This window comes from Allochromatium palmeri (assembly GCF_009720725.1).
GTDB lineage: Bacteria > Pseudomonadota > Gammaproteobacteria > Chromatiales > Chromatiaceae > Thermochromatium > Thermochromatium palmeri.
In genome coordinates this window covers 88,153-114,186 of the sequence record NZ_WNKT01000008.1, presented here as the reverse complement: position 1 = coordinate 114,186, position 26,034 = coordinate 88,153, and the positions used below count along the sequence as shown (strand labels likewise).

Genomic DNA, 26,034 nt, shown 5'->3' with positions numbered 1-26,034 from the left:
GATCGCCGTGCCGGGCGCCAAGCCGCTCCGCTGCCGGCTCTATTCCCCGCTCCGGCGGGGGGACTCTGAACGCTTACGCCAGGATCGCTCTGGCTTCAGCCGCAGCCAAGAATCTCGCAAAGTTCTTGGCGGACTCAGACTCTGGACGATGCTTGAGCCTGGGAACCGCTCGGCCCCCAGGCGTCAATCCATCAAGGCCACCGCCTTGACCTGAGCGAAAACACTCTGTCCCTCTTGGAGCTGCAAGCGATCACGCGAATGGCGGGTGATGCGCGCGAGCAGCGGCGTTTTCCCTCCGGCCCCCGTGCAGAGCTTGACCAGCACCTGCGCCTGTTCGATCTCACGCATCTCCAGGATGCGCGCGGGCAGGATATTCAGGATGCTGGACGCGCCCGGTTCGTCCAAAGCGAGACTGACATCCCGGGCATGGATGCGCACCCGCACCAGATCATGAATGTCATGATCGAGCCGCGCCACGGTCAGATGTCCGCCCGGAATTTCCAGCCGTGTCAAAGCATAGGCATCGTCATGACTGAGAATGGCCCCTTCGATGATGGCGCTTGCGTCCTGATCCAGGGCGATCGCCAGATCGAGCCGGCTGAACACCTCGGCCGCTGGACCAATAGCACGCGCGCGCCCCTGTTCCATCAGCACCACGGTATCGGCCAGCCGCGCGACCTCGTCGGGCGAGTGGCTGACATAGAGCACGGGGATTTCGAGCTGATCGTGCAGCCGTTCCAGATAGGGCAGGATCTCCTGCTTGCGCTTGAGATCGAGCGCGGCGAGTGGCTCATCCATCAGCAGCAGTCGCGGCTGGACCGCCAGCGCGCGCGCAATCGCCACACGCTGGCGCTCGCCGCCCGAGAGCTGATGCGGGCGTCGGTCGAGCAGATGGCCGATGCCGAGCAGCTCAACGGCCTGATCGAGCGCCTGCCGATTCATGGCATTGCCGACACGCTTCATCCCATACGCTAGATTGCCGCGTGCGGTCAGATGCGGAAACAGACTCGACTCCTGGAACACATAGCCGAGCGGGCGCTTGTGCGTTGGCAGAATGTGCTGACCCTCCTGCCAGACCTCGCCATGGACCCGCAGCGAACCCTCGCGGACCTGGACCAGCCCGGCGATGAGCCGTAGCAGCGTGGTCTTGCCCGAACCGGAATGACCGAACAGGGCCGTGACTCCGCGTCCCGGCAGGTCGAGATCCACGTCAAGCGAGAACTCCGGATAGTCGAGATGAAAGCGAGCCTCGATGCGATCAGTCTTCATGGGGTCAGAAACGGCGTTGGTTGGGATTGAGGGTATAGAGCGCCAGCAGCACCAGGAACGAGAAGATCACCATGCTCATGGCCAGCCAGTGGGCCTGACCGTATTCCATGGCCTCGACATAGTCGTAGATCTGCACCGAGACCACACGGGTCGCGCCCGGGATGTTGCCGCCGATCATGAGCACCACGCCAAACTCACCGACCGTATGCGCGAAACCCAGGATAGCAGCGGTGAAAAAGCCCGGTTTGGCCAGCGGCAGCACCACGCTGAAGAAGCGATCCCAGGGACCGGCGCGCAGGGTCGCGGCCACTTCCAGCGGGCGCTCGCCCAGGGCCTCGATGGCATTCTGGATCGGCTGGACCACGAAGGGCATGGAATAGAACACCGAGGCCACCACCAATCCCCAGTAAGTGAAGGGCAGCAGGCCGATGCCAAGCGACTGGGTAAACTGCCCGACGGGACCATGCGGCCCCATCGCCAGCAGCAGGTAGAAGCCAAGCACAGTCGGCGGCAGCACCAGGGGAAGGGCAACTACGGCGCCGACCGGCCCTTTCCAGCGCGAGCTGGTCCGCGCCAGCCACCAGGCGATCGGTGTCCCGATCAGGAGTAACAGGATCGTGACCAGGCTGGCCAGGCGCAGGGTCAGCCAAATGGCCTGAAGGTCAGCGTCGGAGAAGCCCATGGCGTGTGGTCCCTTACTGAATCTGGTAGCCGAAGGAACGGATGATGGCCTTGACCTTGTCGGTCTTCAGATAGTCCACCAACGCGCTCGCCGCCGCATTGCCCTCGCCCGTCTTCAGGATCACCGCATCCTGGCGGATCGGCTCATGCATCTCGGCCGGGACGATCCAGGCCGACCCCTCGGCGATCCGGCCATCCTTGAACACCTGCGACAGAGCGACGAAACCCAGTTCGGCATTACCGGTGCTGACGAACTGATAGGTCTGGGCGATGTTCTCGCCCTGGACCAGCTTGGGTGCGAGCATTTGATCGACCTGGAGCGCCTTCATGGTCTCGACGGCGGACGCGCCATAGGGCGCGGTCTTGGGATTGGCAATGGCGAGTTTGCGGAACTTGTTGCGGCCCAGCACCTTGGCGCCATCCTCGATCAGCGCGGGATCGGCGCTCCACAGCACCAGGGTGCCCGTGGCATAGGTGAAACGGGTTCCGGGCTGCGTCATACCCTCGGCTTCCAGCTTGGCCGGCGTGTTGTCATCGGCGGCCAGAAACACCTGGAAGGGGGCGCCGTTCGTGATCTGGGCGTAGAACTTGCCGGTGGACCCGTAGGCGGCCTCGGCCGTATGGCCGGTGTCCTGCTTGAAGGATTCGGCGATGAGTTTCATGGGCGCGGTGAAATTGGCCGCGACCGCGACCTGGACGGTCTCGGCGTGCGTGGCAAAGGTCGCCGCGATTAGCGCGAAGGCACTGAATGTCGTCGTCAAAGTCTTCATGGGGTTCTCCGAATCATGGGTGATCTGTTGGGGCGACCAATCGTTGTATCGATATGGATATAACGATTGGCGCAACAATGAGTCGTTACGGTCGTCCGTTTAATCCTTGACGGCCAGGATGACGTGCGGCGCCTTGATCAGGGCGCAGGCCCGCTCACCCACCGTCAATCCCAGCTCGGTGGCGCTGTCGTTGGTGATCATGGCCGTCAGGCGCGTCCCGCCATTGAGGGCCAGCACCACCTCGGTGTTGACGGCACCCGTGACGATGCGCTCGATGACCCCGCACAGCCGGTTGCGCGCCGAGGTCTTGAGTCCGCCGTCCTCGGTGGCCAGGATGACGAAAGACGCCTTGATGAGCGCAAACGCCTCGGCACCGACTGTCAGACCCAGCGACCCGACGCTGTCGTTGGTGATGATGGCGACCAGTGGGGCGCCGTTGATGTCGAGCGTGACCTCGGCATTGACCGCGCCGGGCTTGATCGCGGAGACGGTGCCGCACAGATGATTGCGTGTACTGACTTTCATGCTAAGTGTTTCCAAGAGTGCGTGAAAATGATCAAAATCCTGAATACCGGCGCTCAAGCGCTCCAGAAAGCGCTGGTGTTCGCGTTCGGCGGCCTCGTAGACCGCAATCAGGCGTTGCCCTTCCTCGGTGAGTTCGGTCCCGCCGCCATGACGACCCCCGACCTGACGCCGAACCAACGGTTGGGGCGAGAGGTTGTTCATGGCATCGACTGAGTCCCAGGCCTGTTTGTAGGACAGGCCGAGCGACTTAGCCGCGCGCGAGATCGAGCCGGTCTCCGCGATGCGGCGCAACAGATCGATCCGGCCATGACCGGCGAACCGCTGTTGGTTCAGTTCCAGTTGCAGCGAGCTGCTGGTTTCCAGACCTTGCTCCAGGGTAGGCGTCATGTGATCGATCTCCGAGTCGGGGGTTATATCCTAGACGATATAACGCCAGGGATTAAAGCAATTTTCGGTCCAATTTCAGTAAAACTCCCGGCGTGCCACGCCATTCGGCCGCTTGAGGCCGAATCAAGCGCGATCAAGGCGCATAGCTCGATCGACAATGATGCGACAATATGCGCGAAACCGAACAATCGAACGGGCACGAGAGATTATGAGCAAGAGCGAGCATAACCTGATCTGGATGGACCTGGAGATGACCGGGCTGGACCCCGGCCAGGATCGTATCCTGGAGATTGCGACCCTCATCACCGACAGTCAGCTCCGGGTGCTGGCCGAGGGGCCGGTGATGGCGATCCATCAGGATGAGGCGATCCTGGCTGGTCTGGACGACTGGAATCGCGAGCATCACGGCGCGTCCGGACTGCTGGAGCGCGTGCGTCTGAGCCAGCACAGCGTGCGTGATGCCGAAGTAGCGACGCTCGACTTTCTTGCTAAATATGTTCCATCCGGTGCCTCGCCTCTGTGCGGCAACAGCATCTGTCAGGACCGGCGCTTCCTGGCGCGCTGGATGCCGCGTCTGGAAACCTATTGTCACTATCGCAACCTGGACGTGAGCACGCTCAAGATCCTCGCCCAGCGCTGGGCGCCCGAGGTGGCGAGCAGTTTCAAGAAGGAATCACGCCATCTGGCGCTCGACGACATCCGCGAGTCCATCGACGAACTGCGTCACTACCGAACCCATTTACTGAAGGTCGACTGAAGCCGGCGCCAGCCGCCGAGCAGTATCAGAGCGAACGCCAGACCCACCGTCGGCCAGTTGCCACGCTGACTGAAGGGCGTCGCTCCCTGGCGCGGCTGGATCTCGGCCGTGACCGCGCCGCGCACGAAGGAGGGCAGGGTGTCGATCAAGCGGCCGCGATGATCGATGATGGCCGAGATCCCGGTATTGGTGGCGCGGAGCAGATCGCGTCCGGTCTCCAGCGCCCGCATCCGCGCCATCTCCAGATGTTGCGGCGGGGCGAGCGAGTCGCCGAACCAGGCGTCATTGCTGACATTGATCAGATAGGCGGCCTCGGGCAGCGCCTCGATGACTTCGGTCGGAAAGGCATCTTCATAGCAGATGGAGACGCCAGCCTGATGCACGCCCAGGTTGAGCAGCGGGCGGCGGTTGTCGCCGGGGCTGAAGTCCGACATCGGGATCTCGAACAGCCGCACCAGCGGTCCCAGCCAGGATTTGAAGGGCAGAAACTCACCGAAGGGCACCAGATGACGCTTGGCGTAGAGATCCTCCTGGCTCCCGATCGCCAGCAGGCCATTGAAATAGCGTCCGCTCTCCAGATCCATCACCGGCAGCCCGAGCACGATCTCAGCACCCTCGGCGCGCGCGCGCTCGGCGAGCGGATCGAGCAGGGACGCACGAATCTGGTGCAAAAAGTCGGGCAGGGCGGTCTCTGGCCAGACGATCAGGTCCGAATCCAGGTGTTTCAGGGTCAGATCGACATAGGTCTCGGCGATCATCCGGCTCGCCTCGGGATCCCACTTGATCGCTTGCGGGATGTTGGCCTGGAGCACGCTGGCGCGTAGCGGCGGGCCGGATGGCTGTGTCCAGTCGACAGCGCTCAGACCGGCCCCACCGATCCAGAGTGCCGCCAGCGCGATCCAGGCGCCGTGCCGCGCGCGATCACGCCAATGGATCGCGCACCACAGCAGTCCGCCCGAGAGCACGACCAGCAGACTGACCCCATGCACACCCAGCAGCGGCGCATAGCCGGCCAGCGGTCCGGCGATCTGACCATAGCCCAGACTGAGCCAGGGGAAACCGGTGAAGAGCCAGCCGCGCACCCATTCGAGCAGCACGGTGCTCCCCGGCAGCAGGATCAGCGGACCGACCCAGGCCGGGCCTGGATCCAGACGGCGGACCAGCCAGCCGGTCGTGCCGTAATAGAGCGCCATGGCCGCGATGAAGAGCGCCGTGAGCAGATGCGCGGCCCAGGCGTCCATGTTGCCGAATTCGTTGAGACTGATGCGAATCCAGAACACGCCGACGCCGAGCAGCCCGACGCCGAACAGCCAGCCGCGCCAGAACGCGGCGCGCGGGCTGGCGTCGACGAGCGACTGATAGAACGCGGCGCTGGCGAGTACCGCCAGTGGAAACAGCGAGAAGGGCGCGAAGCTGAGGACCGTCAGCGCACCCGCGCCAAGTGCGAGCAGCGCGGGATGGCAGCCTGTCAAACGCGCCTTGAGCAGCGGAACCATGGAGATCGCCGGCGGCTGGATGGAAAGGCGCTGTTTCTATCAGCCGCAGGTCCAATGGTCAAACGAAGAACCCATGACCGGGCGCTCCTGTCCCGGCTCAAGCCGCGATTTTCTGCGGCTCGTGCGCCAGACAGCTCTTGGGACAGACACGCGAGCAGGACTCGCAACCGATACAGTCGAGCGCGTCCTTGAGGTTCATGACCATGCCGGGCGCTTCATCGTCGAATGCATCATCGTCGTCGAGGTCGTCCAGATCCAGATCGTCGCGATCAATCAGCTCAAACACATCGCGCGGGCAGACCTTGTAGCAACGCCCGCAGCCAATGCAATTCTGTTGATTGAGCGCCACGATGAAAGCCGGTGTCCATTCGGCGCCGCCGCGCGTAATTCCAGTGATGACGGACATATCAGGGTCTCCGAATTCGGCGCCTCGCGCGCCGTGTCAATAAGGGTATGGTGGATGGGTGTTTGGCCGGAAGCGCGCGCTAGCCGCTTGCCGCCTTGAGTCGGGCACTGGCCTCGGCCCAGGCGTGGCAGGCATCGTAGGTCGCCTGGGCGATCGCCGGGATGTCTTCGTAGGCGGCGGGCAGCCGGTCCTCGACCAGATCGTGCAATTCGCTCGCCCGCTCGCTGGCGATGCGCTTGGCCTTGCTGACGGCCTTTTCCAAGACCTTGAGTTCCTCGGGTGTCATGCCTGTACCTCCGGGGTTCAGAGACCCGCGACCTTGGAATGCTCGCCGATGAGTTCGAGCGCAACCGAGAGAATCTTGTCGGCCTCGTCCTTCATCTTCGACAGACTCGGAAAGCCGAAGCGGTGGACGTCACGCAGGGTGCGATCCATCACCACCAGCTTGCCGACCGTGATCAGCGCGCGCCCGAAGCCCTCGTGGGTGAGGTTGATCAGCGGCACGGCCATGAGTCCGCATTCGGACTCGATCATGGCCGAGATCGCGTTGTAGAAGACCTTGACCCGCGCCACCACCAGCTCGTCCGGGTCGCCGATGATGGGGATCTCCTGTTTCTTCTCTTTGGTCAGGACGAAGGGTTCCAGGATCTCGGTGGTCGAGAGCCGATCGTAATGGCCGTAGGCGTCGATGGCGCGCATCTGGCGCACCATCTCGACGATGAAGACCGATTGCAGAAGTCCTTCATTTTCGATGTGTGGTGTCTCGGACATGGTCGTGACCTCTTGGATCATGGATACGATTGCGGTTGTGAGCTGTAGGCGGTTTTGTCGAGGTCGGAGGCTGAGCCCAGAGCGCGGTGCGCCGCGCTCATTCGGCCCAGCCTTCGGCTTCCATGAGATCGAAGCGGTTGGCGCGCTCCGGGTTCTGACGCTCGATGGCGCGCGCCAGCCAGGCACTCGGGCCGTCGCGCAGTTCGCTCTGGAGCGCGCGGATCAATTGGTTCAGCGGGGTGCGAGCGGCGACCTTGATCGGCTGGATGCCGTAAGGGCGCAAGCGGTCGACCGCCGAGGCACCGATGGCCTGACAGTAGACGGCGATGCAGCCGTCGAGCGCGGCGATCTTGGCTTCGAGCTTGTCCTCGTTGCCGTCCATGTCGGCGGGGCCGAACTGGACGACTTCCAGCAGATTGGCCGTCTCGGCGTCGATCGTGTGGATCGCGAAGGACTCGGCAGCCCCGAAGTGCTGATCGATCTCCTTGAGATTGGAGGTCGCGAAGGCGACCCGAATCGCCGTGGTCATGGGTTTGGTCTCGCTTGGGTCACTCAGGAGGCGCAGTCGGCGTTGCAAGGGCATGGTGGCTGGTCCTGGTGGCTTGGGTTTGAGCGTGGGCCATGTTCTGCGTTTTACGCAGCGTGTTTGACTGAGGCCTGTGTGTCCTCAGTCGGCCATTGCTTGAGCGTGGAGCGATAGGGATGGATCTCGCCCTTCTCCAGGCTCAGGATCAGATTGGCCAGATCGAAGAGCGTGGCGCGCGTACCCGAGTAGCCGATCCAGGTGCGGGTGTAGCCGCCGACACGGTCGTACTGGGGGAATCCGGCGCGCAGCAGCGGCAGGCCGAGCCGTTCAGCGGTGTGGACGCCGTGCGAGTTGGTGATGATCAGCTCGGCGCGGTTGGCGCGTACGGCCAGTTCCAGGTCTTCCAGGTCGCCGATCTTGACCTGCTCGCACTGGGCGTGCTGAAGCACCGGGGCATTGCTCGGGCTGACGGCGGCGACCGTCTCGGCGCCGAAGCCGGCCAGCATCTCGGTCAGGCCGACCAGCAGATCCGGCTCAGCAGCGATGGCCAAACGCGACATGCCGAGCATGAAATGACAGTCGAGCATGGCGTCCTGGAGCTGCTGGCGCTGGCGCTCGATGCGCGGCGGCACGGGCGCGGCAGCTAGCTCCGAGAGCGTCAGGATCAAACGGTCGACGGCCTCGATGCCCATGAGATGGGTGAATCGATGGTCGGGCACCGCGGTTTTGGCCTTGAGCACATCGGCTGGGCCGTGCATGGAGTCGCCGATCACCAGGGTCGCCAGGGCATCGCCGAGTGTGTTGAGTTCATCGACCAGGGTGCCGCCGATGGTCAGCGGGCTGTAATCGGCTTCGGGCAGATGGCCGTCGAGCGAATCGGACAGATCGGGCAGCACCAGCGGGCGCAGACCAAAACCCTCGATCAGCTCCTTGAGATGCTCCAGATCGCCGGGCGTCAGGTGCGAGCCGGCCAGGACGTTGATCTGACGCCGGCGCCGTCCCGGTTGGGTGCCGGCCTCGTCGGCGCTCGGCACCAGTTCCTCGATGATGGCCTTGACGGTAGCGGCATAGCCGGATTCCATGGCGCCGCTGAAATCGGGCGTGGAAACCGGCACCACCGGGATGGCCGCGAATTCGGGATGCGCTTCACGGAAGGCCCGCACCGCCTGACGGATATCGGCGCCCTGGGTCTCGACCAGTCCCGTGGTCGGCAGCCCGATCAGGTCGGGGCGATGCTTCTCGCACAGGGTACGCAGACCCTCGACGACCAGCTCCTGACTGCCCATGACCGCGCTCACATGATCGATGGCCGTGGTCTGGAGCGGGATCGGCTCGCGGAAGTGGCGCACGAAGAAGATCTTGCCGAACGCGGTACAGCCCTGTGAGCCGTGCATCATGGGGATGGCGCGGTTGAAGCCGAGAAAGGCGAGCGCCGCGCCTACGGTCGAGCTGGCCTTGAGCGGGCTGACGCAGAGCGCCTTGCTACGCTTGATGATCTCAGGCATGACGCACCTCCAGCGTGGCGGATTCGGAATCGATGGAGGTTGCGACAGCGGGCGGCTGGGCCGATGACGATTGCGTCGTCGCCGCAGACCGCGCCCAGGGCGGCGGACGGCGCACCACCTCCCAGATCGGACTCTCGATGGTCAGACAAAGCTGACGCGCCAGCTCTTCCATGCCCGTATAACCGGCATAGCCGAATTCGCGTTCCTGATTGATATCGAGGAAGGGCAGACGTGCCTTGAGGGCGGTGTAGAGGTTGCGCCCGCCGGCGATCAGGATGTCGACGCCCTGATCGTGCACCATGTCGATCAGGGTGCGAGGATTGCCCTCCTCGATCATCACGGCGTCCTCGCCCATCAGCTCGCGGATGCGCGCCTTGTCCTCCTCGGTCGACTTGCGCGTCCCGCTGGCCACCACGGTCATGCCCAGATCCTGGAGCGCCGAGATCACCGACCAGGACTTGACCCCACCTGTATAGAGCAGCACCTTGCGGCCCTGGAGCCGCTCGCGCCAGGGGGCAAGCGCGGCCTCCGCCCTGGCTTCTTCGCGCGCGATCACGGCTTCGGTGCGCGCGGTCAAATCCGGGTCGTCGATGATCCGCGCGAAATCGCGCAAGGCCTGCGAGACATCGCGCACTCCATAGAAACTGCCCTCGAACCAGGGCGTGCCATAGGTTTCCTGGAGCCGCCGCGCCACGTTCACCAGGGCGCGCGAGCAGACCATCATGTTGACCTCGGAGCGGTGCATGGTCTGCACTTCGCGGAAACGCGCATCGCCCGAAAGCGTGCAGAGCACGCGCAGACCCAGTTCGTCGAACAGCGGCAGGATGTGCCAGAGTTCGCCGGCGATGTTGTACTCGCCGATCAGACAGATGTCGTGGATCTTGAAATCGGGACGCTCGATGCCCTCGGGGATGGGGTCAGGTTCGCGTCCGCCGCAGACGCGCTTGACCATGGTCTCGCCTGAGATGCGGCTGCCGAGATTCTTGGCCCCATAGAACCCGGCGGCATCGATCGAGATCACGGGCGTGCCCCAGCGCTGCTCGGCGGCCTGGCAGACGGCCTCGACGTCGTCGCCGGTCAGGGCTGGAACACAGGTGTTGTAGACGAACACTGCCGCTGGCTGGTAGCCGTCGATGGCCTGCTTGATGGAGTGGAACAGGCGTTTTTCGCCACGTCCCATGATGATGTCCTGCTCGGTCAGATCCGTGGTCATGCCGATCTTGAAGAGCTTTGGACCGCTGGAGCGCGTGCCCCGGTTGTCCCAGGAATTGCCGGCGCAGGCAATCGAGCCATGCACGATATGGGCGACGTCTCCGATCGGCAGCATGGCGATCTGCGCCCCATCGAAGGCGCAGCCGCCGGCCGTCGCGCCCGGCTTGGGCTTGGCGCAGCCCGATTTGGACTTGGTGTTATGCGCGCAGGCCGGCTCGTCGAGCAGGGCGGAGAGGTCTTTTGACTTCATGCGTGGCTCCAAAAAATGCGTTTCGAGAGCTTTTAAGCATGAATCATGCCTTGAGTTTGGCGGACCGTTACGGGATTGATTCGATTGAAATAATCGGCAGGATACAGCGGCTTTGCGGACGTGGCGCCTTGTCGCTGGCTGTCGGAGTCGCGACAATCGGCGGTCTTGTTACAACCCCGACATTGATCGCGACTCGATCCTGTTTGACGCGTGGCGTGATGGCCGCTATCATTGCGCGTCTCATCTGGCTACGTAGCTCAGTTGGTTAGAGCATCGCACTCATAATGCGAGGGTCCCCTGTTCGAGTCAGGGCGTAGCCACCAGATCTCAACGGCTTAGCCGACACATGGATGTGTGTCTAAGTTGTTCGCCTCAACTCTCTCCCAAAGCGCCTTCGCGTTCACGCGCCTCAAGCCATTCGAGATTCAAGCTCCCTTGAATGATCTCGCTTCGCGGCCTGGGTGTCGCGACTGAGCGCGGCTCAACGTGCTTCAAGCGCAACGCCCACTGCCGGGTTCGGCATTGAAAGCAGTTGCCGGACCGGGCCTCAAGTCGATATTCTGTTGCGCCGCACAAAAGACTGGATCCCTTCAAGATGACTACTCCCAGACCCGTGTTTCTCGATCTGTGGCGGATCAAGCTGCCGCTTTCAGGTCTCGTGTCCATTCTCCACCGTGTCAGCGGGATCGTCATGGTTCTGACCATCCCGATCGTCGCGATCCTGTTCCATCAGGCCCTGTCCAGCCCCGAGGGCTTCGCGGCGACCGCCGCCGTCCTGGATACCTGGCTGACCAAACTGGTGCTGCTCGGACTGCTCTGGGCGCTGTTCCATCATCTGCTCGCCGGGATCCGTCATCTCTTCCTGGACTATGGCGTCGGGCTCGATCGCGCGCCGGCGCGCCAGACCGCCCGCCTCACGCTCTATGCCGCGCCTGTGCTGCTGGTGCTGTCCATCATCCTGTCGTTCCTTCTGGGAGACTGAACGCATGAGCCGTCAAGCATCCGGACTCATGGCCTGGCTGTTGCAGCGCACCACGGCCATCTATCTGTCCTTTCTCGCGGGCTATCTGCTGCTCAAATTCATCTTCGACGCCCCCGCCGACCATGCCGAACTGGTGGCCTGGGTAGCGCATCCGCTGGTCGCTATGGCGCTGATGCTCGGTGTGCCCCTGGTGCTCGCCCATGCCTGGGTCGGCATTCGCGACGTGCTGATCGATTATGTGCGTCTCACCAATCTGCGCGTGGGTCTCATGACCTGGTTCGTCTTCATCATCGTCGCCTCCGGACTCTGGTTCGTGAAGGCGATCATCACTGCCGGCATCGGGGGTTGAGTCCTGCTATGAGTCTTCCAACACGTCATTTCGACGCCCTCATCATCGGTGCCGGCGGTGCGGGTCTGAACGCGGCGCTGCAACTGGCCGGCGCGGATCTGCGCGTGGCCGTGGTCTCCAAGGTGTTCCCGACCCGCTCGCACACCGTGGCCGCGCAGGGCGGGGTGAACGCCGCCCTGGCCAATGTCCTGCCCGACTCCTGGCACTGGCACATGTTCGACACCGTCAAAGGCTCGGACTATCTGGGCGACCAGGATGCCATCGAGTTCATGTGCCGCGAGGCCATCCCCACGGTCTATGAGCTGGAGCACGCGGGCGTGCCCTTCTCGCGTCTGGACAACGGCAAGATCTATCAGCGTCCCTTCGGCGGCCAGAGCCAGAACTTCGGCGGCGATCAGGCCGCGCGCACCTGTGCGGCGGCGGATCGCACCGGACACGCTATCCTGCATACCCTCTATCAGCAGAACATCCGCGCCCGCACCCACTTCTTCGACGAGTTCTTCGCCATCGATCTGGTGCGCGATGCCGAGGGCATCATCTGCGGCGCCCTGGTGCTGGAGATCGAGAGCGGCGAGCCGCTGCTGATCGAGTCCAAGGCCACATTGCTCGCGACCGGCGGCTGCGGTCAGGTGTTCCGTACCACCTCCAATGCCCACATCAATACCGGCGACGGTTGCGCCATGGCCCTGCGCGCGGGCATTCCGTTGATGGACATGGAGTTCTTCCAGTTCCATCCGACCGGCATCGCCGGCAAAGGGATGCTCATCACCGAGGGCACGCGCGGCGAGGGCGGCTATCTGATCAACAAGGACGGCGAGCGCTTCATGGAGCGCTATGCGCCGCGCGCCAAGGATCTGGCCAGCCGCGACGTGGTCTCGCGCGCCATCGTCACCGAGGTCAAGGAAGGGCGCGGCTGCGGTGAGAACGGCGATCATGTGATGCTCAAGCTCGACCATCTCGGTGAATCAGTCATCGCCAAGCGTCTGCCGGGCATCCGTGAGTCGAGCAAGATCTTCGCCGGCTGCGATCCGGTCATCGAACCCATCCCGGTATTCCCGACCGCGCACTATGCCATGGGCGGCATCCCGACCGACCGCTTCGGCCGCGTGGCCATGCCGGCCGGGCACGGCTCGGAAGAGGTCGTGGTCGGACTCTACGCCGCCGGCGAGTGCGCCTGTGCCTCGGTGCATGGGGCCAACCGTCTCGGCGGCAACTCGCTGCTGGACATCCTGGTGTTCGGACGCCTGGCGGGCAAGGATATCATCGACTTCGTGCGCGAGAATCCCTATCAGCGCGCCGCCGACTCGGCGAGCCTGGATCAGGCCATGGCGCGTCTGACGCGCTGGGAGCAGAAAGGACAGGGGGCTACGGTGCAGGAACTGCGCGCCGAATTCCGCAAGTGCATGGAAGACCACGCCGGCGTCTTCCGCACCGAGGAGATCATGAGCGAGGGCGTTGAGAAGCTGCGTGAGCTACGCGACCGGCTGCCCGAGGTGCGTCTGACCGATCACTCCAAGGTCTTCAACACCGCGCGCATCGAGGCGCTGGAGCTGGAGAACATGGTCGATGTGGGTCTGTCGATCGCCGTCTCTGCGCTCCACCGTCAGGAGAGCCGGGGTGCACACTCACGCCCTGACTATCCCGAACGCGACGATCAGGTCTGGCTCAAGCACAGTCTCTATTATCAGGAGGCCGATCGTCTGGACTACAAGCCGGTGCGCACCAAGCCGCTGACCGTTGAGTCCTTCCCGCCGAAAGAGCGCGTGTATTGATTCAGGTGTGCCGGGTCTATCTGATGGACCCGGCGACCACGCTAAAATTTCCCCGCAATCACAGGCGCTCGAACGTCCAGCGTCCTGAAGCAGGCGACGTGCGCCAGCTCCAGAAGAGTTTCGATGTCATTGAAAAAATCCGGCCGGACTGCGCTATGCTTGTCCACCTAGCGGGCACGAGTTCGATTCGTGTCGGCCGGGTGCCTTCTCAGGCATTGGATTTACCCATCTTGACATGCAGTGAATACAGCATGTCCTCGTCGGCGATATGATCGATGAGCCAGTCCTGGGTGATATCGAGCGCACGATCAGCAAGATCCTGGCTGGGACCGAAGATCATGAGATCGTTCTCCAGCTCGTCGAGACGACGGAAGAAAGCCGTGTGTTGACGCAGGTGATCCTTGAGTCCGGGGTAGTTATGCTCACGCATGAACGCTTCCTCGGTCTGGAAGTGCTGGTTGGCATAATCGCGCATGAAGGCAATCGCCTCGACAACGGCATTACGGCCCTCGCGATCGAGGATGTCCTCGTACAAGCGGTGAGCCGCGTTGAAGAAGCCGCGGTGTTGCTCGTCGATTTCGGCGATGCCGATCGAGTAGACGTCGGACCAGTCTCTTAACATGTGACACCCAGTCTGGATTGAAACTCAAGCGTCCAGCGCGCCAAAGGCGCCTGGCTCAGGCTGATCATAGCCCAACATGCACGGCGATTCGCGCTGGATTTGCGACAGTTGCCTGAAACGTTGGGCGGCCTAATACACTAGAACGTTGGACACACAAACAGCGGGGTCATTGCACCGTGGAACCAGAATTTGCTCAACTTTCCGCTCAGATCGGACAGCGTCTTCGCACCGAGCGCATGCGTCGTGGCTGGTCGCTCAACGACCTCTCCAAGCGCACTCAGGACCAGTTCTCCAAGTCCAGGATCAGCAATTACGAGCAGGGGATCCGCCGTATGGGGTTGGAAGCCGCCTGTCAGTTGGCTGATGCCTTCGGTGACGTGACGCCGGCCTGGCTGCTGATGCTCGACGACAGCGGACCGCTCAGCATCGAGGAACGTGAACTCGTCGAAGCCTTCCGCGCCATGAACGAGAAGGAGCGCCGCCGGGTGCTCGACCTGATCGCGCCAGCGGACGCAGACTGAGTGTAGGACTCAGGTTTTCGGGTTTGGAGTCGATCACGCCGATGACGCGCGATTCGGCTCCGGCCTGACAGCGACTCCAGCACGCGCGGCGGCGATGCATCCCTGACCCAGCGCCAGTCCGCCGTCGTTGGCCGGCAACCGGCGATGGACGAGCACCTTGAATCCGGCACCGCGCACTCCAGCGGCGACCGACTCCAGTAAACGCCTGTTTTGAAACACACCGCCCGAGAGCGCGAGGGTCTCGACGGCGAAATCCTGCGCCAGCCGCGTGCCCGTGTCGACGATGGCGGCGGCGAATCCATGATGGAACCGGGCGGCGATACGCTCCGGTGTCACATCCCGCGCCAAGTCGGCAAAGAGCGCCTCCCACAGCGGCGCCGGGTCCAGGCACCAGGGCTGTGCCGAGCGTTCGAGCGCGAAGCCATAGCCCGACGCGTCCGCGCCGGTTTGATCCAGCTCGCCGGCGGCCATCCTGACCCTGGAGGCCAATGCCTCCAGCTCGATCGCCGCCTGTCCCTCATAGCTCAGACGCTCGCCACCGACACCGAGCGCGGCGGCCACGGCATCGAACAGCCGTCCGGCTGAACTCGAGCGCGGTGCGTTCAGACCCTGCGTGATCAGACCTCTGACCAGTCCGAGCGGCTTGGTCTCCAGACGTCGCACGATGTCCAGCTCGGGATAACGCGCACGCCAGTGTTCCCAGCCGCCCGCGTCCTCCAGCCGCGCCAGCAGATTGCGCCACGGCTCGCGGATGGCCTGGACACCGCCCGGCATCGCCGCCGGTCGCAGATGGGCGAGACGCTGGACGCGCCGATAGTCGCCCAGCAGGAACTCACCGCCCCACAGCGTCCCGTCCTCACCCAGTCCCAGACCATCGAGCAGGATACCCAGCACCGCGCCACCCTCTAGCGGCCAGTCATTGTCGGCCAGCACCGAGGCCAGATGGGCGTGATGGTGCTGGACCTCGATCAGCCGCAACCCTTCGCGCTCGGCCCAGTCGCGCCCGAGGTGCGTGGAGTGATAATCGGGATGACGGTCGATGGCCAGGATCTCGGGGCGATGCTGGAACAGGTCGCCATAGAGGGCCAGCGTGGCGCGATACTCGCGCGCGGTGCGTGCGTCTTCCAGATCGCCCAGATGTTGCGAGAGGATCGCTTCGCCGTCGCGGATCAGACAGAGACTGTTCTTGAGTTCGCCGCCGAGGGCCAGAATCGGTGCCGTTGACTCGAATCCGGGCGGCAGCCGGATCGGCGCTGGCGCATAACCGCGTGCACGCCGTAGCGGGCGTGGCTGGCCGTCCATGACCCGCCAGACCGAATCGTCGACCCGATTGACGATGTCGCGGTCGTGCAGCAGCTGATAATCGGCCAGATCCGCGAGCCGCGCGTGGGCGTCGGTATTGTCGATGCACTGTGGCTCGTCGCTGAGATTGCCGCTGGTCATCACCAAGGGCCGATCCCAATCGGCCAGCAGCAGATGATGCAGTGGGCTGTAGGGGAGCATGAAGCCGAGCGTGGATTGGCCCGGTGCGATGCCGGGGGCGAGGTCGGCATCGTAGTGACGTTCGAGCAAGAGGATCGGGGCCGCCGGACTGGCGAGCCACTCGGCCTCCAGCCCGGACAGGTGCGCCCAGCACCGGATCGCGTCCAGATCGCGCGCCATCAACGCGAACGGCTTAGCGAAGCGTTGTTTGCGCTGGCGCAGGGTCGCGACTGCCGCGGCATTGGTGGCATCGCAGGCCAGATGAAAGCCGCCGATGCCCTTGATCGCGAGGATTCGCCCCTCGGCCAGCAGGCGACTGGCCGCGGCGATGGCGTCCGGCGCGTCCAGATCCGCCGGCTCGATCTCCAGTCCCTCCGCAGCGACCAGCCACACACGCGGCCCACAGTCCGGACAGGCATTGGGCTGGGCATGGAAGCGCCGGTCAGCCGGGTTCTCGTATTCGGCCCGGCAGCGCGCGCACATCGGGAAGGCGGCCATGCTGGTGCGCGCGCGATCATAGGGAATCCCGCGCACGATGCTCAGTCGCGGGCCGCAATGGGTGCAGTTGGTGAAGGGATAGCGGTAGCGCCGGTTGGCCGGATCGCGGATTTCGGCCAGACAGGCCGGACAGGTCGCCGCATCGGCCACGATGCCGGTATGGACGTCGCTGTTGTCGCTACTGAGGATCGCGAAGGTCGTCGTGTCGAGCCGGCCATCCAATGGGGTGCGCTCAATGGCATCGATCCGCGCCAGCGGCGGGCATTCGGCTTGCAGCCGGATGCAGAAGCGATCGATGGCGTTCGTGTCGGTCGGGTCGCCCGGCTGGAGCCGGATCAGCACGCCCTCGCCATCGTTTCGCACGTCACCGACCAGCCCCAACTCATGCGCCAGACGCCAGACGGTCGGACGGAACCCGACCCCTTGCACCAGCCCCCGGACACGCAGGCGCTCGGCGTTCATTGGCGCGCGCGCCGACACTTGGCTCGACCAATAGATGCCCTTATTTGCATGGATTGATCCGTGGTCTGAAATATCAGGCGTTCGATATTCATGGAAAACAATGGAGGTAGATCATGGCGATAACCATTGCGACACTCGGTGGAGGGTGTTTCTGGTGTCTGGAAGCGGTCTTTCAAGCGCTTGCAGGCGTCGAGTCGGTGCACTCAGGCTATGCGGGCGGACAGCTCGCCAATCCAACCTATCAACAGATCTGCACCGGAACGACCGGACACGCCGAGGTGGTCCAGATCGCGTTCGACGATCAGGTCATCGACTATGAGACCCTGTTGAACGTCTTCTTCAGCCTCCACGATCCGACCACGCGCGACCGTCAGGGCGCGGATGTCGGGAGTCAGTATCGATCAGTCATCTTCCATCATGACGACCAGCAGCGCGCTGTTGCTGAATCCGTCGTCACGCGGCTCAATGCTGGCGGCCTCTGGCCGGAGCCCATCGTCACCCAGATCGAACCCGTGCCGACATTCTATCCGGCTGAGCGTTATCATCGGGACTATTATCGCCGTTACCCGACTCAGGGCTACTGTCAGGCCGTGATCGCGCCCAAGCTCGCCAAGCTGCGCCGGAGCTTTCGCGATCTGATCGTCGATGAGGAACGGCGCTCGGCCTGAAACCTTAGCCAGGACAGCTCATGACGCCTGAAACCGCTTTCGACCGCAACGCGCTCAACTTCTCAGGTGGACCAGGCGCGCTACCGGCGGTGGTGCTGGCTGAGACCCGGCAGGCGATCCAGGCCGTGCCTGGGGTCGGACTTTCGATTCTGGGCATCAGCCACCGCTCGGACTGGTTCGCCGAGCTGATCACGCAGACCGAGCGCGACCTCCGCGCGCTCCTGAAGCTGCCCGACAGTTACGCGGTGCTCCTGCTCCAGGGCGGAGCAACGCTGCAATTTTCCATGATTCCCATGCTGCTGCTACGCGGTTCGGGGTGCACGGCTGAGTATCTGCGGACCGGTTACTGGAGCGCCAAATCCATTCCGCCCGCCCGACTGGAAGGCGAGGTGCGCGTGCTCTGGGATGGCGAGCGTCAGGGCGACGGTTTTCGGCGACTGCCGACGGCGGACGAGTTGGAGTGCTCGTCGGCGGCGGCCTATTTGCACTATGTCTCGAATGAAACGGTCGAGGGCGTGCAATTCCAGACCATCCCCGGACGCGACGGGGTCAAGCGGGTCTGCGACATGTCATCGGATTTTCTCTCGCGTCCCTTCGACCCTGAGCGTTTCGATCTGGTCTATGCCCATGCGCAGAAGAATCTGGGACCGGCCGGAGTGACCCTGGTCGTCATCCGCCGCGCGCTGCTCGATCAGGTGCCGGCCGGCATTCCTGAGATCCTCGACTATCGCGCCCATCTCCAGGCACGTTCGATCTACAACACGCCGCCGGTCATGGCCATCTATGTGGTCTCGCGCGTTCTGCGCTGGCTGCGTGAAGAAATCGGGGGGCTGGAGCCGATGGACGCGCTCAACCGGCGCAAGGCTGACGGTCTCTATGGGGTCATCGACCGGCATCCGGATGTCTATGCCGGCTGGGCGAATCCGGCGGACCGCTCACGGATGAACGTCGTCTTCCGGCTGCCGACGCCCGAGCGCGAGGCCGATTTCCTGCGCCGTGCCGAGTCGGCTGGATTCAGTGGACTCAAGGGCCATCGCTCGCTCGGCGGTATCCGCGCCTCCATCTACAACGGCATGACGCTCGCCGCGGTCGAACGGCTGGTTGAGTTCATGGACGATTTCGCGCACAACGGACACTGAATCGGCCATGTCAAACGTTTCAGGTCTCGCCAAATGGTTGCGGCTCGCGCTGTCGGGCACGGATCTGGTGCCCTTCGGTCAATCGCTGTTGCAACGCGCGGCGGACGATCCGCATGACAGCGCGGCGCTGCTGGATGCATCCATCGTCTTGCAGTGTCTCGGCAACCTGGACATGGGCTTGCAACTCCAGCGCGAGGCGTTCAGCCAGCAGCGGCTGTATCGGATTCCGGCCAGGACGTCGCCCGCGCGGCTACGCCTGCTGGCGCTCATGGCGCCGGGCGCGATCATGGCCAATGTCCCGGTCGAATGTCTGCTCGACGGTAGCGATATCGAGCTTGATCTCTACTATGTGTCGCCCGCTGTACCGGATCCGGCCAAACTCCCCGCGCATGATCTGCTGTTCGTCGCCATCGGTGAGTCAGAGGCCAACCGACCGCTGCTCGAAGCCTGGGCGCCGCGTCTGCGCGACTGGCCCTGTCCGGTGCTGAATGATCCGCGCCGCATTCTCGACGTAGCGCGCGATTGGGCCGGCCGTCGGCTCCAGGGCCAGTCGGGACTGGTGGTTCCACTCACGGTGCGTCTCGATCGCGGCCAGCTTCAGGCGTTGGCGAGCGGGGAGGGCGGTTCGGGACTCGATGTTCCGTGGCTGGTGCGTCCGCTCGACTCGCATGCCGGGCAGGGATTGACCAAGGTCGACCGGCCGGAAGCGCTCTTGAGTCTCCTCGACGCTCAGTCGAGCCAGACCTTCTTCGTTTCGCCCTTCGTCGACTATCGCCGTCCGGATGGACGTTTTCGCAAATTCCGTGTCGTTTTGATCGACGGTCTGCCCTTTGCCGTCCACATGGGGATCTCGGATCACTGGATGATCCACTATCTCAACGCCGGCATGGACGACAGCGCCGCCAAGCGTGCCGAGGAAGCCGAATTCATGGCCAACTTCGAGCGGGATTTCGCCCGGCGGCATGCCGAGGCACTGGCGGCCATCCAGGCGACCTTTGGCTTGGACTATCTGGGCATCGATTGCGCCGAGACCGCTGATGGACGCCTGCTGATCTTCGAAGTCGATCCGGCCATGGTCGTGCATGATATGGACCCGATCGATCTCTATCCGTACAAGCCAGCGGCCATGCACCGGATCTTCGCGGCTTTTCGTGCGCTCTTGATCACGGCTGCCGAGTGTCGGTCACCCGGTCTGCCGCCGGATGCTTAATCAGGCTACAGCGTCTCGACCTCGAAGCCGATCACGGTGCGCAGTCATGTCGTCAAGGTGCCGCAAAGGTTTCGCGGCTGCAAACTGCCCCCAGCGTGGGAGCGGCGTGCAGCCGCGATGGAACGAATCGGGAGATACTCAGCTCAGGAGGCTCTACGCATCTGCTCGGGGATGGCGTCCCAGCCGGCTTTGATCTCACGCAGCAGGGTCGAGACTTCTTCCAGTGCTTCGGGTTCGTTGCGGGCGTTGCCTGTGACCAGACGGCGGGTCATATAGTCATAGAGCGCGTCCAGGTTGGCCGCCAGCTCGCCGCCGCGTTCGAGATCGAGTGCACCGCGCAAGCCATCGATGATGTCCATCGCCTGAGTGATCTTCTGGCCCTTGAGCGGGACATTGCCCTGCATCATGGCGCCGCGTGCCACGGCGATGCGCTCCAGCGCGCCCTCGAACAGCAGTTGCGTCAGGCGATGGGGATCGGCTACGGCGATCTCAGCGATCGGACCGGCTTGACGGTATTGGTTGAGTTCTCTGCGCATCGCGTACATGACCTACCTCGACAAATGCTGGATGACTGTCGGTCGTTGAAAGAGGGGGAGCGCTTCAAACCTGAATCGACGGGGGTGTCTGCGCTCTTGGTGACTATAACGACGCAGAGTTGGATTTCTTGAGGCTGGATATGCAGAGCGTTGTGATCGAGTTCACACCAGCCCCTGGGAAGCCGGCCTCCCAGGGGCGTCAACAGGGCTGTCTCAATTCGAGGCGGTGAAGGGCAAGCGGTCGTTGATGCCCTCCAACTGGCTGCCGGTATCATTCAGGCTGTTGACGATGTTCTCCATGGCCATGAACTGAGACATGAGCCGCGCCTGGAACCCCTCCATGCGCCGGTCGAGTGTGCTGCGCTCTTCCTTGATGCTATCGAGCTGTTTCTGGATGCTGGACTCTCGGGTCTTGATGGACCCCGTGCTGCTCATAAAATTCTCGATCATGTTCGACAGTTCACCCGCCACGCCGCGCGAGAAGCTGATTTGAAACGCCCCCTGGGCGGTTGCGCCTTCGCCAATGGTCAGATTCAGACCATAGGCGGGAGAATCGACGGCCGGCAGCAGGACGTTTCCGGCACCGAAACCCTCCACGCCGTTGATGGTGCCCTTGACGTCCAGACCCTGGGTTCCGGTCAGGGCGGTGTCGATGCCCATCTCGGCCATCTGGGTGCTGGCGGCGGTGAAACTCACGTTTGAGATCGAGCCATATTCGCGCGAGACGAAACTGAATTGGTTGGTGCCTGTGTCATAGCTGACGTCCAGCGCCACACCTGCCGCCTTCAGGCTGGAGTCGCCGTTGATGCGTGCCTGCAAGTCGGCGCGCAGTTCATCGGCGTTGGCGTAGGTGCCGGTGAGCTGGATCAGGCTCGAATTGGTGCCATCGACATTGATCTTGAAGCTGTAATCGGCGGCCGGGTCCGAGGCATCCAGCGGTGCAGAGAAGTCATGGGTCAGGGCGTTGCCGGCGATCTGGCCGCGTGTCGGGTCCTGGGTGATCTCGACGTCATAGGTGCCGGCAGTGGCGCGCGAGGCGAAGGTGCCGGCGTTGACTTCCACGGCGCTGTTGGTCGAACTCATCTTGCTCGCGAACAGCCCTTCGAGCAGGTTGAAGTTATTGTCGAAGGCGTTTTTGAAGTCGGTTTCATTGATCGTGAGCGAACCGTCGCGCTCGGTGCGGATGCCGACATTGGTCAGGGCCGTGAAGCCGCCCTGGGCGCCGGGCAGGATGCCGCCGATCTGTTCGCGCATGCGGTTGATCATGGTGCGTGCCGTGCTGTCGCCGGCCAGACCGCCGCGCACCAGGTTGTCGTCTTCGTCGCGGGTGTAGCCGACCAGTTCCGCGGTGGTCTTCTGAAAGCTGTTGTAGGCTTCGACGAAATCGCGGATCGCCTGATCGGGGGCGGTTTTGTCGGCGGTGATCGAGAAGTTCAGACTCTCGCCGGCGGTGCCCTTCTTATTGAGCGTGAATGCAAAGCCCTCGATGACGTCGTCGATCTCGTTGGTTTCGCGCCGCACCTCAAGACCATTGACCTTCAACTGTGCATCCTGCCCCTGTTGAGTTTCGTTGGCGTTCTGGGTCGTGGCGTCGAAGACGAAGTCGTCCAAACCGACCGAACCGGCGCTGGCTGTGATCTCCATCGCGCTCGACTGGCCCGAGGGGGCGGTCAGCATGAGCTGATATTGATCGTCGACCTTGACCACGGCGGCTTGAACGCCTGCATCGCTCGCGTTGATCTTGTCGGCGATGCTGGTGAGCGAGTCGCTGGCCTCGATGCTGATGGTCAGGGCGTCGCGGTCGTCATTGAGTGTGAAATTGGACGGAGCGCCCGTGCCGCCATCATAGGTCCAGTCGCCGAAGCGGATGGTGAGATCGCCTGACTTGCTGAGCGCGGCCTTATTGTCGGGTTGTGCGGACATCGCCAGCGATTGGGCACTGGCCACTTCCAGTACCTCGATCTTGTAGGAACCGGTCTGAGCGCCAGGCTCGACCGCGTTGGCGGTGATGACGTCCGAGTTGGGCACGGTGGCCGAGCGGGCGTTGAAGAGGTCGCCATTGCTCAAGGCTGTCAGTGAACCCTTGAAGGTATCGAAGGCGCTGCGCAGTTGGCCATAGCCGGAGATCTGCGCCTCTAGTTTCTCCTTGCGCGTATCCAGGCGCTGTTCTTGCGGGGCGCGCTCGACGGCGGTCAGTTGGGTAACGAGACTCTTGATATCGATACCGGAACCGGCGCCCAGTGAACTGATGATGTTGTCGGCCATGGCTATTGCTCCAGTGTCTCGTCGAACCTGCCTGCCACACCACGCCCGTTACATCAGCGGCAAGCGGCTCACGCCTTCTTGTTGAAAATCAGACCCGCCAGCCCATCGACATATTTAGCGAAGTTGAGTGTCTCCTCGCTTGGGATCTGGCGGACTACTTCCTTGCTCTGGGAATCGACCACTCGGACCACCATCCGCCCTGAGTCGTCGTCGAGCTGAAAGGTCAGCATTTGCTTTCCCTGCTGCATCATTTCGTTGATCTTGTCGACGGCCTCGGTCAGCTTCTCGACCATGGCGGTGTCGGTGGCGGCGACGCCCTGGGACGGATCGCTTTTCGAGTCGCCGGTTCGGCCCGGTTGATTGGATTCGAGGCGGTTCGTTGAGCGTGTGGTGGTGCCCGGTGTGGTGTCGGTACGGCTGCTGGCTGGCGGCAAGCCGTTTGGACGTATTTCTGAACTCGAAGGCGTTCGTGTGCCTGTGTTGCCGGTGTGTTGAATCGGTTGTGTCGTTCCCATGACACCGAATGAATCGCTGGCCATCGCTTGCTCTCCTGGTTTGAGCGGGCGGTCTCCGTCTGGAGCGCCGCCCGCGTCTGTCGCTTACCTGGCCATGAGTTTAGCGCAGGAGTGACAGTACCTGCTGTGGCTGCGAGTTAGCCTGGGCGAGCATCGCCTGGCTGGCCTGTGTCAACACCTGCGAGCGCGAGAGTTTCGAGGTTTCCAGCGCGAAGTCCGCGTCCTCGATGCGCGAGCGCGAAGCCGAGGCGTTCTGCGAGATGCTGGTCAGGTTGTTGATGGTGAAGTCGAGTCGGTTGTTGACCGCACCCAGGTCGGAGCGGACGTTGTTGACCCTCTCCAGGGCGTTGTCGATGGCTACGATCGCCTTGTTGGCACCCTCAACGGTCGAGATATCGACGTTGGCGAGTGCTTGGCCGTCCTCGCCGCCGCCATAGTTGCCGACGGTCATGCCCGAATCCGCGATATCCCCGTCTGTGCCACGGGTAATGACGATCTCCTTGTCGGAGTTAAGCGTGAACTCGCCGACAAAGGTCGTGGTGGCGTCGGCACCACCCGCACCGAAACCAGCGGAAGCGCCATTGGTCAACTGGGCCTGGATATTACGTCCGTCCTCGGCAATGAGTTGGACACCGCCGCCAGCGGTGGTGCCATCCTCGCCGGTATCGACGGCGCGCACCCCGGTCTGGTCCTGGATGGCATTGATCGCATTCACCAGCGACTGACGGTCGGCGCTCGTGTTCGATGCTCCTCCAATCGTCGAGAATCCGGTAATCGCCACGCCGTTGATACTGCCGGACACCGATGCGCTCGCCGTGTTCTGAGTGGTATTGTTGTCCGCTCGGTTCTGGTTGACGGTCGCAGTCACGCCAGTCTTGTCGGAAACGGCATTGACCGCCGCTGCCTTGGCGATGGCACTGTAGTCATTACCCGCCGAGGAGGCGGTGTCGTCCCTGGCATAGGATGGACCGATCGAAACGCCATTGATGAAGACGTTGCCGGCGGTCATGGCGGTCGTCGAATCATTGAGGTTCGATGAAACCTGGGTGTTGGTGCCGTTATAGGTGCCTTCCATGAAGCCGGCGTCGCTCGCCTTGCCGGTTGCCCCCGAGGTGATTTCGATCGCCTTGCCGCCCTCGGCTACCAGGGTCACAGTGCCGCTGGTGATCGAGGAGTTTCCATTCGCCGCACCCGCCAGGCCCAGTCCCGTGTTGGCGGCCGTGAGACCACCGGCCTCATTGGAGAGTGCGATATTACGCCCGTCCGCCGCGACCAGGGTCACGCCACCGTCAGCCGTGCCGGTATCGATGGCCGTGACGCCGGTTTGATCCGATTTGAGGTTGATCGCATCGACGACCGATGAGCGGGTGGTGTTGGTATCAGCGGTCGTCTGCAGGGTGATCTGCACGCCATTGAGCAGGATGGTTCCCGTTGCAGAACCTGCCGCCTGTGAGGCACCGCCTACGGACGTCTCGCCCACGATGGCCGTGACGCCGGTCTGATCGCTCTTGGCATTGATGGCGGCCGCCGTCGAGATAGCGCTGGAACTCTTGGCGGCCGACGACGCGGTATCGGAGGCCGCAACGGCACCATCGATGGCGATGCCATTGATGACCAGATCGCCGGTGCCGAGTGATGTGGCATTGGCCGCCGGCGCGGAGACATCGCTGCTAGCACCCGTCGCTGTGCGAACGAAGGAGCCAACGCCTGCCGTATCCTCCACGCCCAGCGACTTTGAGTCGAGCTGACCGATGCTGACGCTGATGGTCTCATTGGCTTCGGCGCCAACCTGCAGCTTGACATCGCCCGCCGAGCCATCGAGCAGGTTGAGACCATTGAAATTGGTGCTCTCGGAAATGCGATCCAGCTCCTTGATCAACTGCTGGGTTTCGGCGTTCAGCGTGGTACGGTTGCCGCTGGTGTAGGTGCCGTTCGCCGACTGCACCGACAGCTCACGCATCCGTTGCAGGATGTTGGACGACTCACTCAGCGCACCCTCAGCGGTCTGCACCAGCGAAATACCATCGTTGGCGTTGCGCACCGACTGATCGAAACCGCGGATCTGCGAGGTCAGGCGGCTGGCGATGGCCGAGCCGGCGGCGTCGTCCTTGGCCGAGTTGATGCGCATACCGCTACTCAAGCGCTCCATCGACTGCCCCAGAGCGCCCTGGGATTTGGTGAGATTCCGCTGTGCATTCAGCGACATCACGTTGGTGTTGATGACCATTGCCATGACTGTTCTCCTGTCTGTGTTGACCCAGGCCGACGGCTGAACACCAGCGCTGCCTTGGTTTTAATCGCTTCGATCCGACTTGGGTATCGGCCGGCCGGATGAAACCTTGAGCCGCTGTACCACGCCGATTGTGACATCGATCACGCTTCATAGAGCCGTGCTCGGAGGGCGATGTCGACGGCCGGCACCATGCTATCCTCATCGCGATTGGAGCGTCGATCCTGT

The 26,034-nt window shown here is 63.2% G+C and carries 25 protein-coding genes and 1 tRNA gene; 9 read left to right on the top strand and 17 right to left on the bottom strand.

From position 1 onward, the window contains the following. Positions 1-183: 183 nt before the first annotated feature. From modC to GJ668_RS06085, 4 genes are all read right to left on the bottom strand, one after another. Positions 184-1,269 carry a molybdenum ABC transporter ATP-binding protein gene (gene modC / locus GJ668_RS06100; RefSeq protein ID WP_155449255.1) on the bottom strand — a complete coding sequence of 362 codons (1,086 nt, stop codon included), beginning with the start codon at positions 1,267-1,269 and terminating at the stop codon, positions 184-186. A gap of 4 nt (positions 1,270-1,273) precedes the next feature. Next, positions 1,274-1,951: a molybdate ABC transporter permease subunit gene (gene modB, locus GJ668_RS06095; RefSeq protein ID WP_155449254.1), complete on the bottom strand. Its 678-nt coding sequence runs from the start codon at positions 1,949-1,951 to the stop codon at positions 1,274-1,276. Positions 1,952-1,964: 13 nt separating this feature from the next. Next, positions 1,965-2,720, bottom strand: coding sequence for a molybdate ABC transporter substrate-binding protein (gene modA / locus GJ668_RS06090; RefSeq protein ID WP_155449253.1), 756 nt, complete (start codon positions 2,718-2,720; stop codon positions 1,965-1,967). Positions 2,721-2,819: 99 nt separating this feature from the next. Further along, the gene (locus GJ668_RS06085) at positions 2,820-3,632 is read right to left on the bottom strand and encodes a TOBE domain-containing protein (protein WP_155449252.1); all 813 of its coding nucleotides are present in this window, start codon (positions 3,630-3,632) and stop codon (positions 2,820-2,822) included. 208 nt (positions 3,633-3,840) lie between these two features. Here GJ668_RS06085 and orn point away from each other — a divergent pair, with 208 nt between their 5' ends. Next, on the top strand, positions 3,841-4,389 hold the full coding sequence (gene orn / locus GJ668_RS06080) for an oligoribonuclease (RefSeq protein ID WP_155449251.1): 549 nt from the start codon (positions 3,841-3,843) through the stop codon (positions 4,387-4,389). Here orn and lnt read toward each other — a convergent pair. The 7 genes from lnt to nifE all read right to left on the bottom strand — a co-directional run bounded on the left by lnt (position 4,359) and on the right by nifE (position 10,555). Further along, complete coding sequence (gene lnt / locus GJ668_RS06075) at positions 4,359-5,885, bottom strand: apolipoprotein N-acyltransferase (protein ID WP_155449250.1); 1,527 nt, start codon at positions 5,883-5,885, stop codon at positions 4,359-4,361. The two genes, orn and lnt, sit on opposite strands and share 31 nt — an antisense overlap. 97 nt (positions 5,886-5,982) lie before the next feature. Beyond that, a complete protein-coding gene (gene fdxB, locus GJ668_RS06070) occupies positions 5,983-6,291 on the bottom strand; it encodes a ferredoxin III, nif-specific (RefSeq protein ID WP_155449249.1) in 309 nt (102 codons plus the stop codon). Between the two features lie 79 nt (positions 6,292-6,370). Beyond that, entirely contained in the window at positions 6,371-6,577 is a 207-nt protein-coding gene (locus GJ668_RS06065) for a CCE_0567 family metalloprotein (protein WP_155449248.1), read from the bottom strand. A 17-nt stretch (positions 6,578-6,594) separates the two neighbouring features. Beyond that, on the bottom strand, positions 6,595-7,062 hold the full coding sequence (locus GJ668_RS06060) for a NifX-associated nitrogen fixation protein (protein ID WP_155449247.1): 468 nt from the start codon (positions 7,060-7,062) through the stop codon (positions 6,595-6,597). 97 nt (positions 7,063-7,159) lie between these two features. After that, positions 7,160-7,645: a NifB/NifX family molybdenum-iron cluster-binding protein gene (locus tag GJ668_RS06055; RefSeq protein ID WP_155449246.1), complete on the bottom strand. Its 486-nt coding sequence runs from the start codon at positions 7,643-7,645 to the stop codon at positions 7,160-7,162. A 50-nt stretch (positions 7,646-7,695) separates the two neighbouring features. After that, positions 7,696-9,093: a nitrogenase iron-molybdenum cofactor biosynthesis protein NifN gene (nifN, locus tag GJ668_RS06050; RefSeq protein ID WP_155449245.1), complete on the bottom strand. Its 1,398-nt coding sequence runs from the start codon at positions 9,091-9,093 to the stop codon at positions 7,696-7,698. Further along, positions 9,086-10,555: a nitrogenase iron-molybdenum cofactor biosynthesis protein NifE gene (gene nifE, locus GJ668_RS06045; protein ID WP_155449244.1), complete on the bottom strand. Its 1,470-nt coding sequence runs from the start codon at positions 10,553-10,555 to the stop codon at positions 9,086-9,088. The genes nifN and nifE overlap by 8 nt, the downstream gene beginning before the upstream one ends. 246 nt (positions 10,556-10,801) lie before the next feature. Here nifE and GJ668_RS06040 point away from each other — a divergent pair. The 4 genes from GJ668_RS06040 (at position 10,802) to sdhA (ending at position 13,658) form a co-directional block, all read left to right on the top strand. Then, positions 10,802-10,878 (top strand) — tRNA-Met (locus GJ668_RS06040). A 272-nt stretch (positions 10,879-11,150) separates the two neighbouring features. Then, a complete protein-coding gene (gene sdhC, locus GJ668_RS06035) occupies positions 11,151-11,537 on the top strand; it encodes a succinate dehydrogenase, cytochrome b556 subunit (RefSeq protein ID WP_155449243.1) in 387 nt (128 codons plus the stop codon). A gap of 4 nt (positions 11,538-11,541) precedes the next feature. Further along, positions 11,542-11,886, top strand: coding sequence for a succinate dehydrogenase, hydrophobic membrane anchor protein (gene sdhD / locus GJ668_RS06030; RefSeq protein ID WP_012971159.1), 345 nt, complete (start codon positions 11,542-11,544; stop codon positions 11,884-11,886). Between the two features lie 8 nt (positions 11,887-11,894). Next, entirely contained in the window at positions 11,895-13,658 is a 1,764-nt protein-coding gene (gene sdhA / locus GJ668_RS06025) for a succinate dehydrogenase flavoprotein subunit (protein ID WP_155449242.1), read from the top strand. Between the two features lie 208 nt (positions 13,659-13,866). Here the strand turns inward: sdhA and GJ668_RS06020 are convergent, their stop codons facing one another. Continuing rightward, positions 13,867-14,280, bottom strand: a complete 414-nt coding sequence (locus tag GJ668_RS06020) for a bacteriohemerythrin (RefSeq protein WP_155449241.1) — start codon at positions 14,278-14,280, stop codon at positions 13,867-13,869. A gap of 176 nt (positions 14,281-14,456) precedes the next feature. Here GJ668_RS06020 and GJ668_RS06015 point away from each other — a divergent pair, with 176 nt between their 5' ends. Beyond that, entirely contained in the window at positions 14,457-14,801 is a 345-nt protein-coding gene (locus tag GJ668_RS06015) for a helix-turn-helix domain-containing protein (protein WP_186342915.1), read from the top strand. 33 nt (positions 14,802-14,834) lie between these two features. Here the strand turns inward: GJ668_RS06015 and hypF are convergent, their stop codons facing one another. Continuing rightward, entirely contained in the window at positions 14,835-17,243 is a 2,409-nt protein-coding gene (gene hypF / locus GJ668_RS06010) for a carbamoyltransferase HypF (RefSeq protein ID WP_155449240.1), read from the bottom strand. A gap of 113 nt (positions 17,244-17,356) precedes the next feature. Here hypF and msrA point away from each other — a divergent pair, with 113 nt between their 5' ends. The 3 genes from msrA to GJ668_RS05995 are packed head-to-tail and all read left to right on the top strand — an operon-like array spanning position 17,357 to position 20,260. Further along, positions 17,357-17,911, top strand: a complete 555-nt coding sequence (gene msrA / locus GJ668_RS06005; RefSeq protein ID WP_155449239.1) for a peptide-methionine (S)-S-oxide reductase MsrA — start codon at positions 17,357-17,359, stop codon at positions 17,909-17,911. A 20-nt stretch (positions 17,912-17,931) separates the two neighbouring features. Continuing rightward, on the top strand, positions 17,932-19,050 hold the full coding sequence (locus GJ668_RS06000) for a phosphoserine transaminase (RefSeq protein ID WP_155449238.1): 1,119 nt from the start codon (positions 17,932-17,934) through the stop codon (positions 19,048-19,050). Positions 19,051-19,057: 7 nt separating this feature from the next. Continuing rightward, positions 19,058-20,260, top strand: a complete 1,203-nt coding sequence (locus GJ668_RS05995; protein ID WP_155449237.1) for an ATP-grasp domain-containing protein — start codon at positions 19,058-19,060, stop codon at positions 20,258-20,260. A gap of 143 nt (positions 20,261-20,403) precedes the next feature. Here GJ668_RS05995 and fliS read toward each other — a convergent pair whose 3' ends face one another. The 4 genes from fliS to GJ668_RS05975 form a co-directional block, all read right to left on the bottom strand. After that, complete coding sequence (gene fliS, locus GJ668_RS05990; RefSeq protein WP_155449236.1) at positions 20,404-20,805, bottom strand: flagellar export chaperone FliS; 402 nt, start codon at positions 20,803-20,805, stop codon at positions 20,404-20,406. A gap of 204 nt (positions 20,806-21,009) precedes the next feature. Beyond that, entirely contained in the window at positions 21,010-23,061 is a 2,052-nt protein-coding gene (fliD, locus tag GJ668_RS05985) for a flagellar filament capping protein FliD (protein WP_155449235.1), read from the bottom strand. Between the two features lie 68 nt (positions 23,062-23,129). After that, positions 23,130-23,600 (bottom strand): flagellar protein FlaG, encoded by a 471-nt coding sequence (locus tag GJ668_RS05980; protein WP_155449234.1) that lies wholly within the window; start codon positions 23,598-23,600, stop codon positions 23,130-23,132. Between the two features lie 76 nt (positions 23,601-23,676). Beyond that, complete coding sequence (locus GJ668_RS05975; RefSeq protein ID WP_155449233.1) at positions 23,677-25,809, bottom strand: flagellin N-terminal helical domain-containing protein; 2,133 nt, start codon at positions 25,807-25,809, stop codon at positions 23,677-23,679. Positions 25,810-26,034 lie beyond the last annotated feature (225 nt).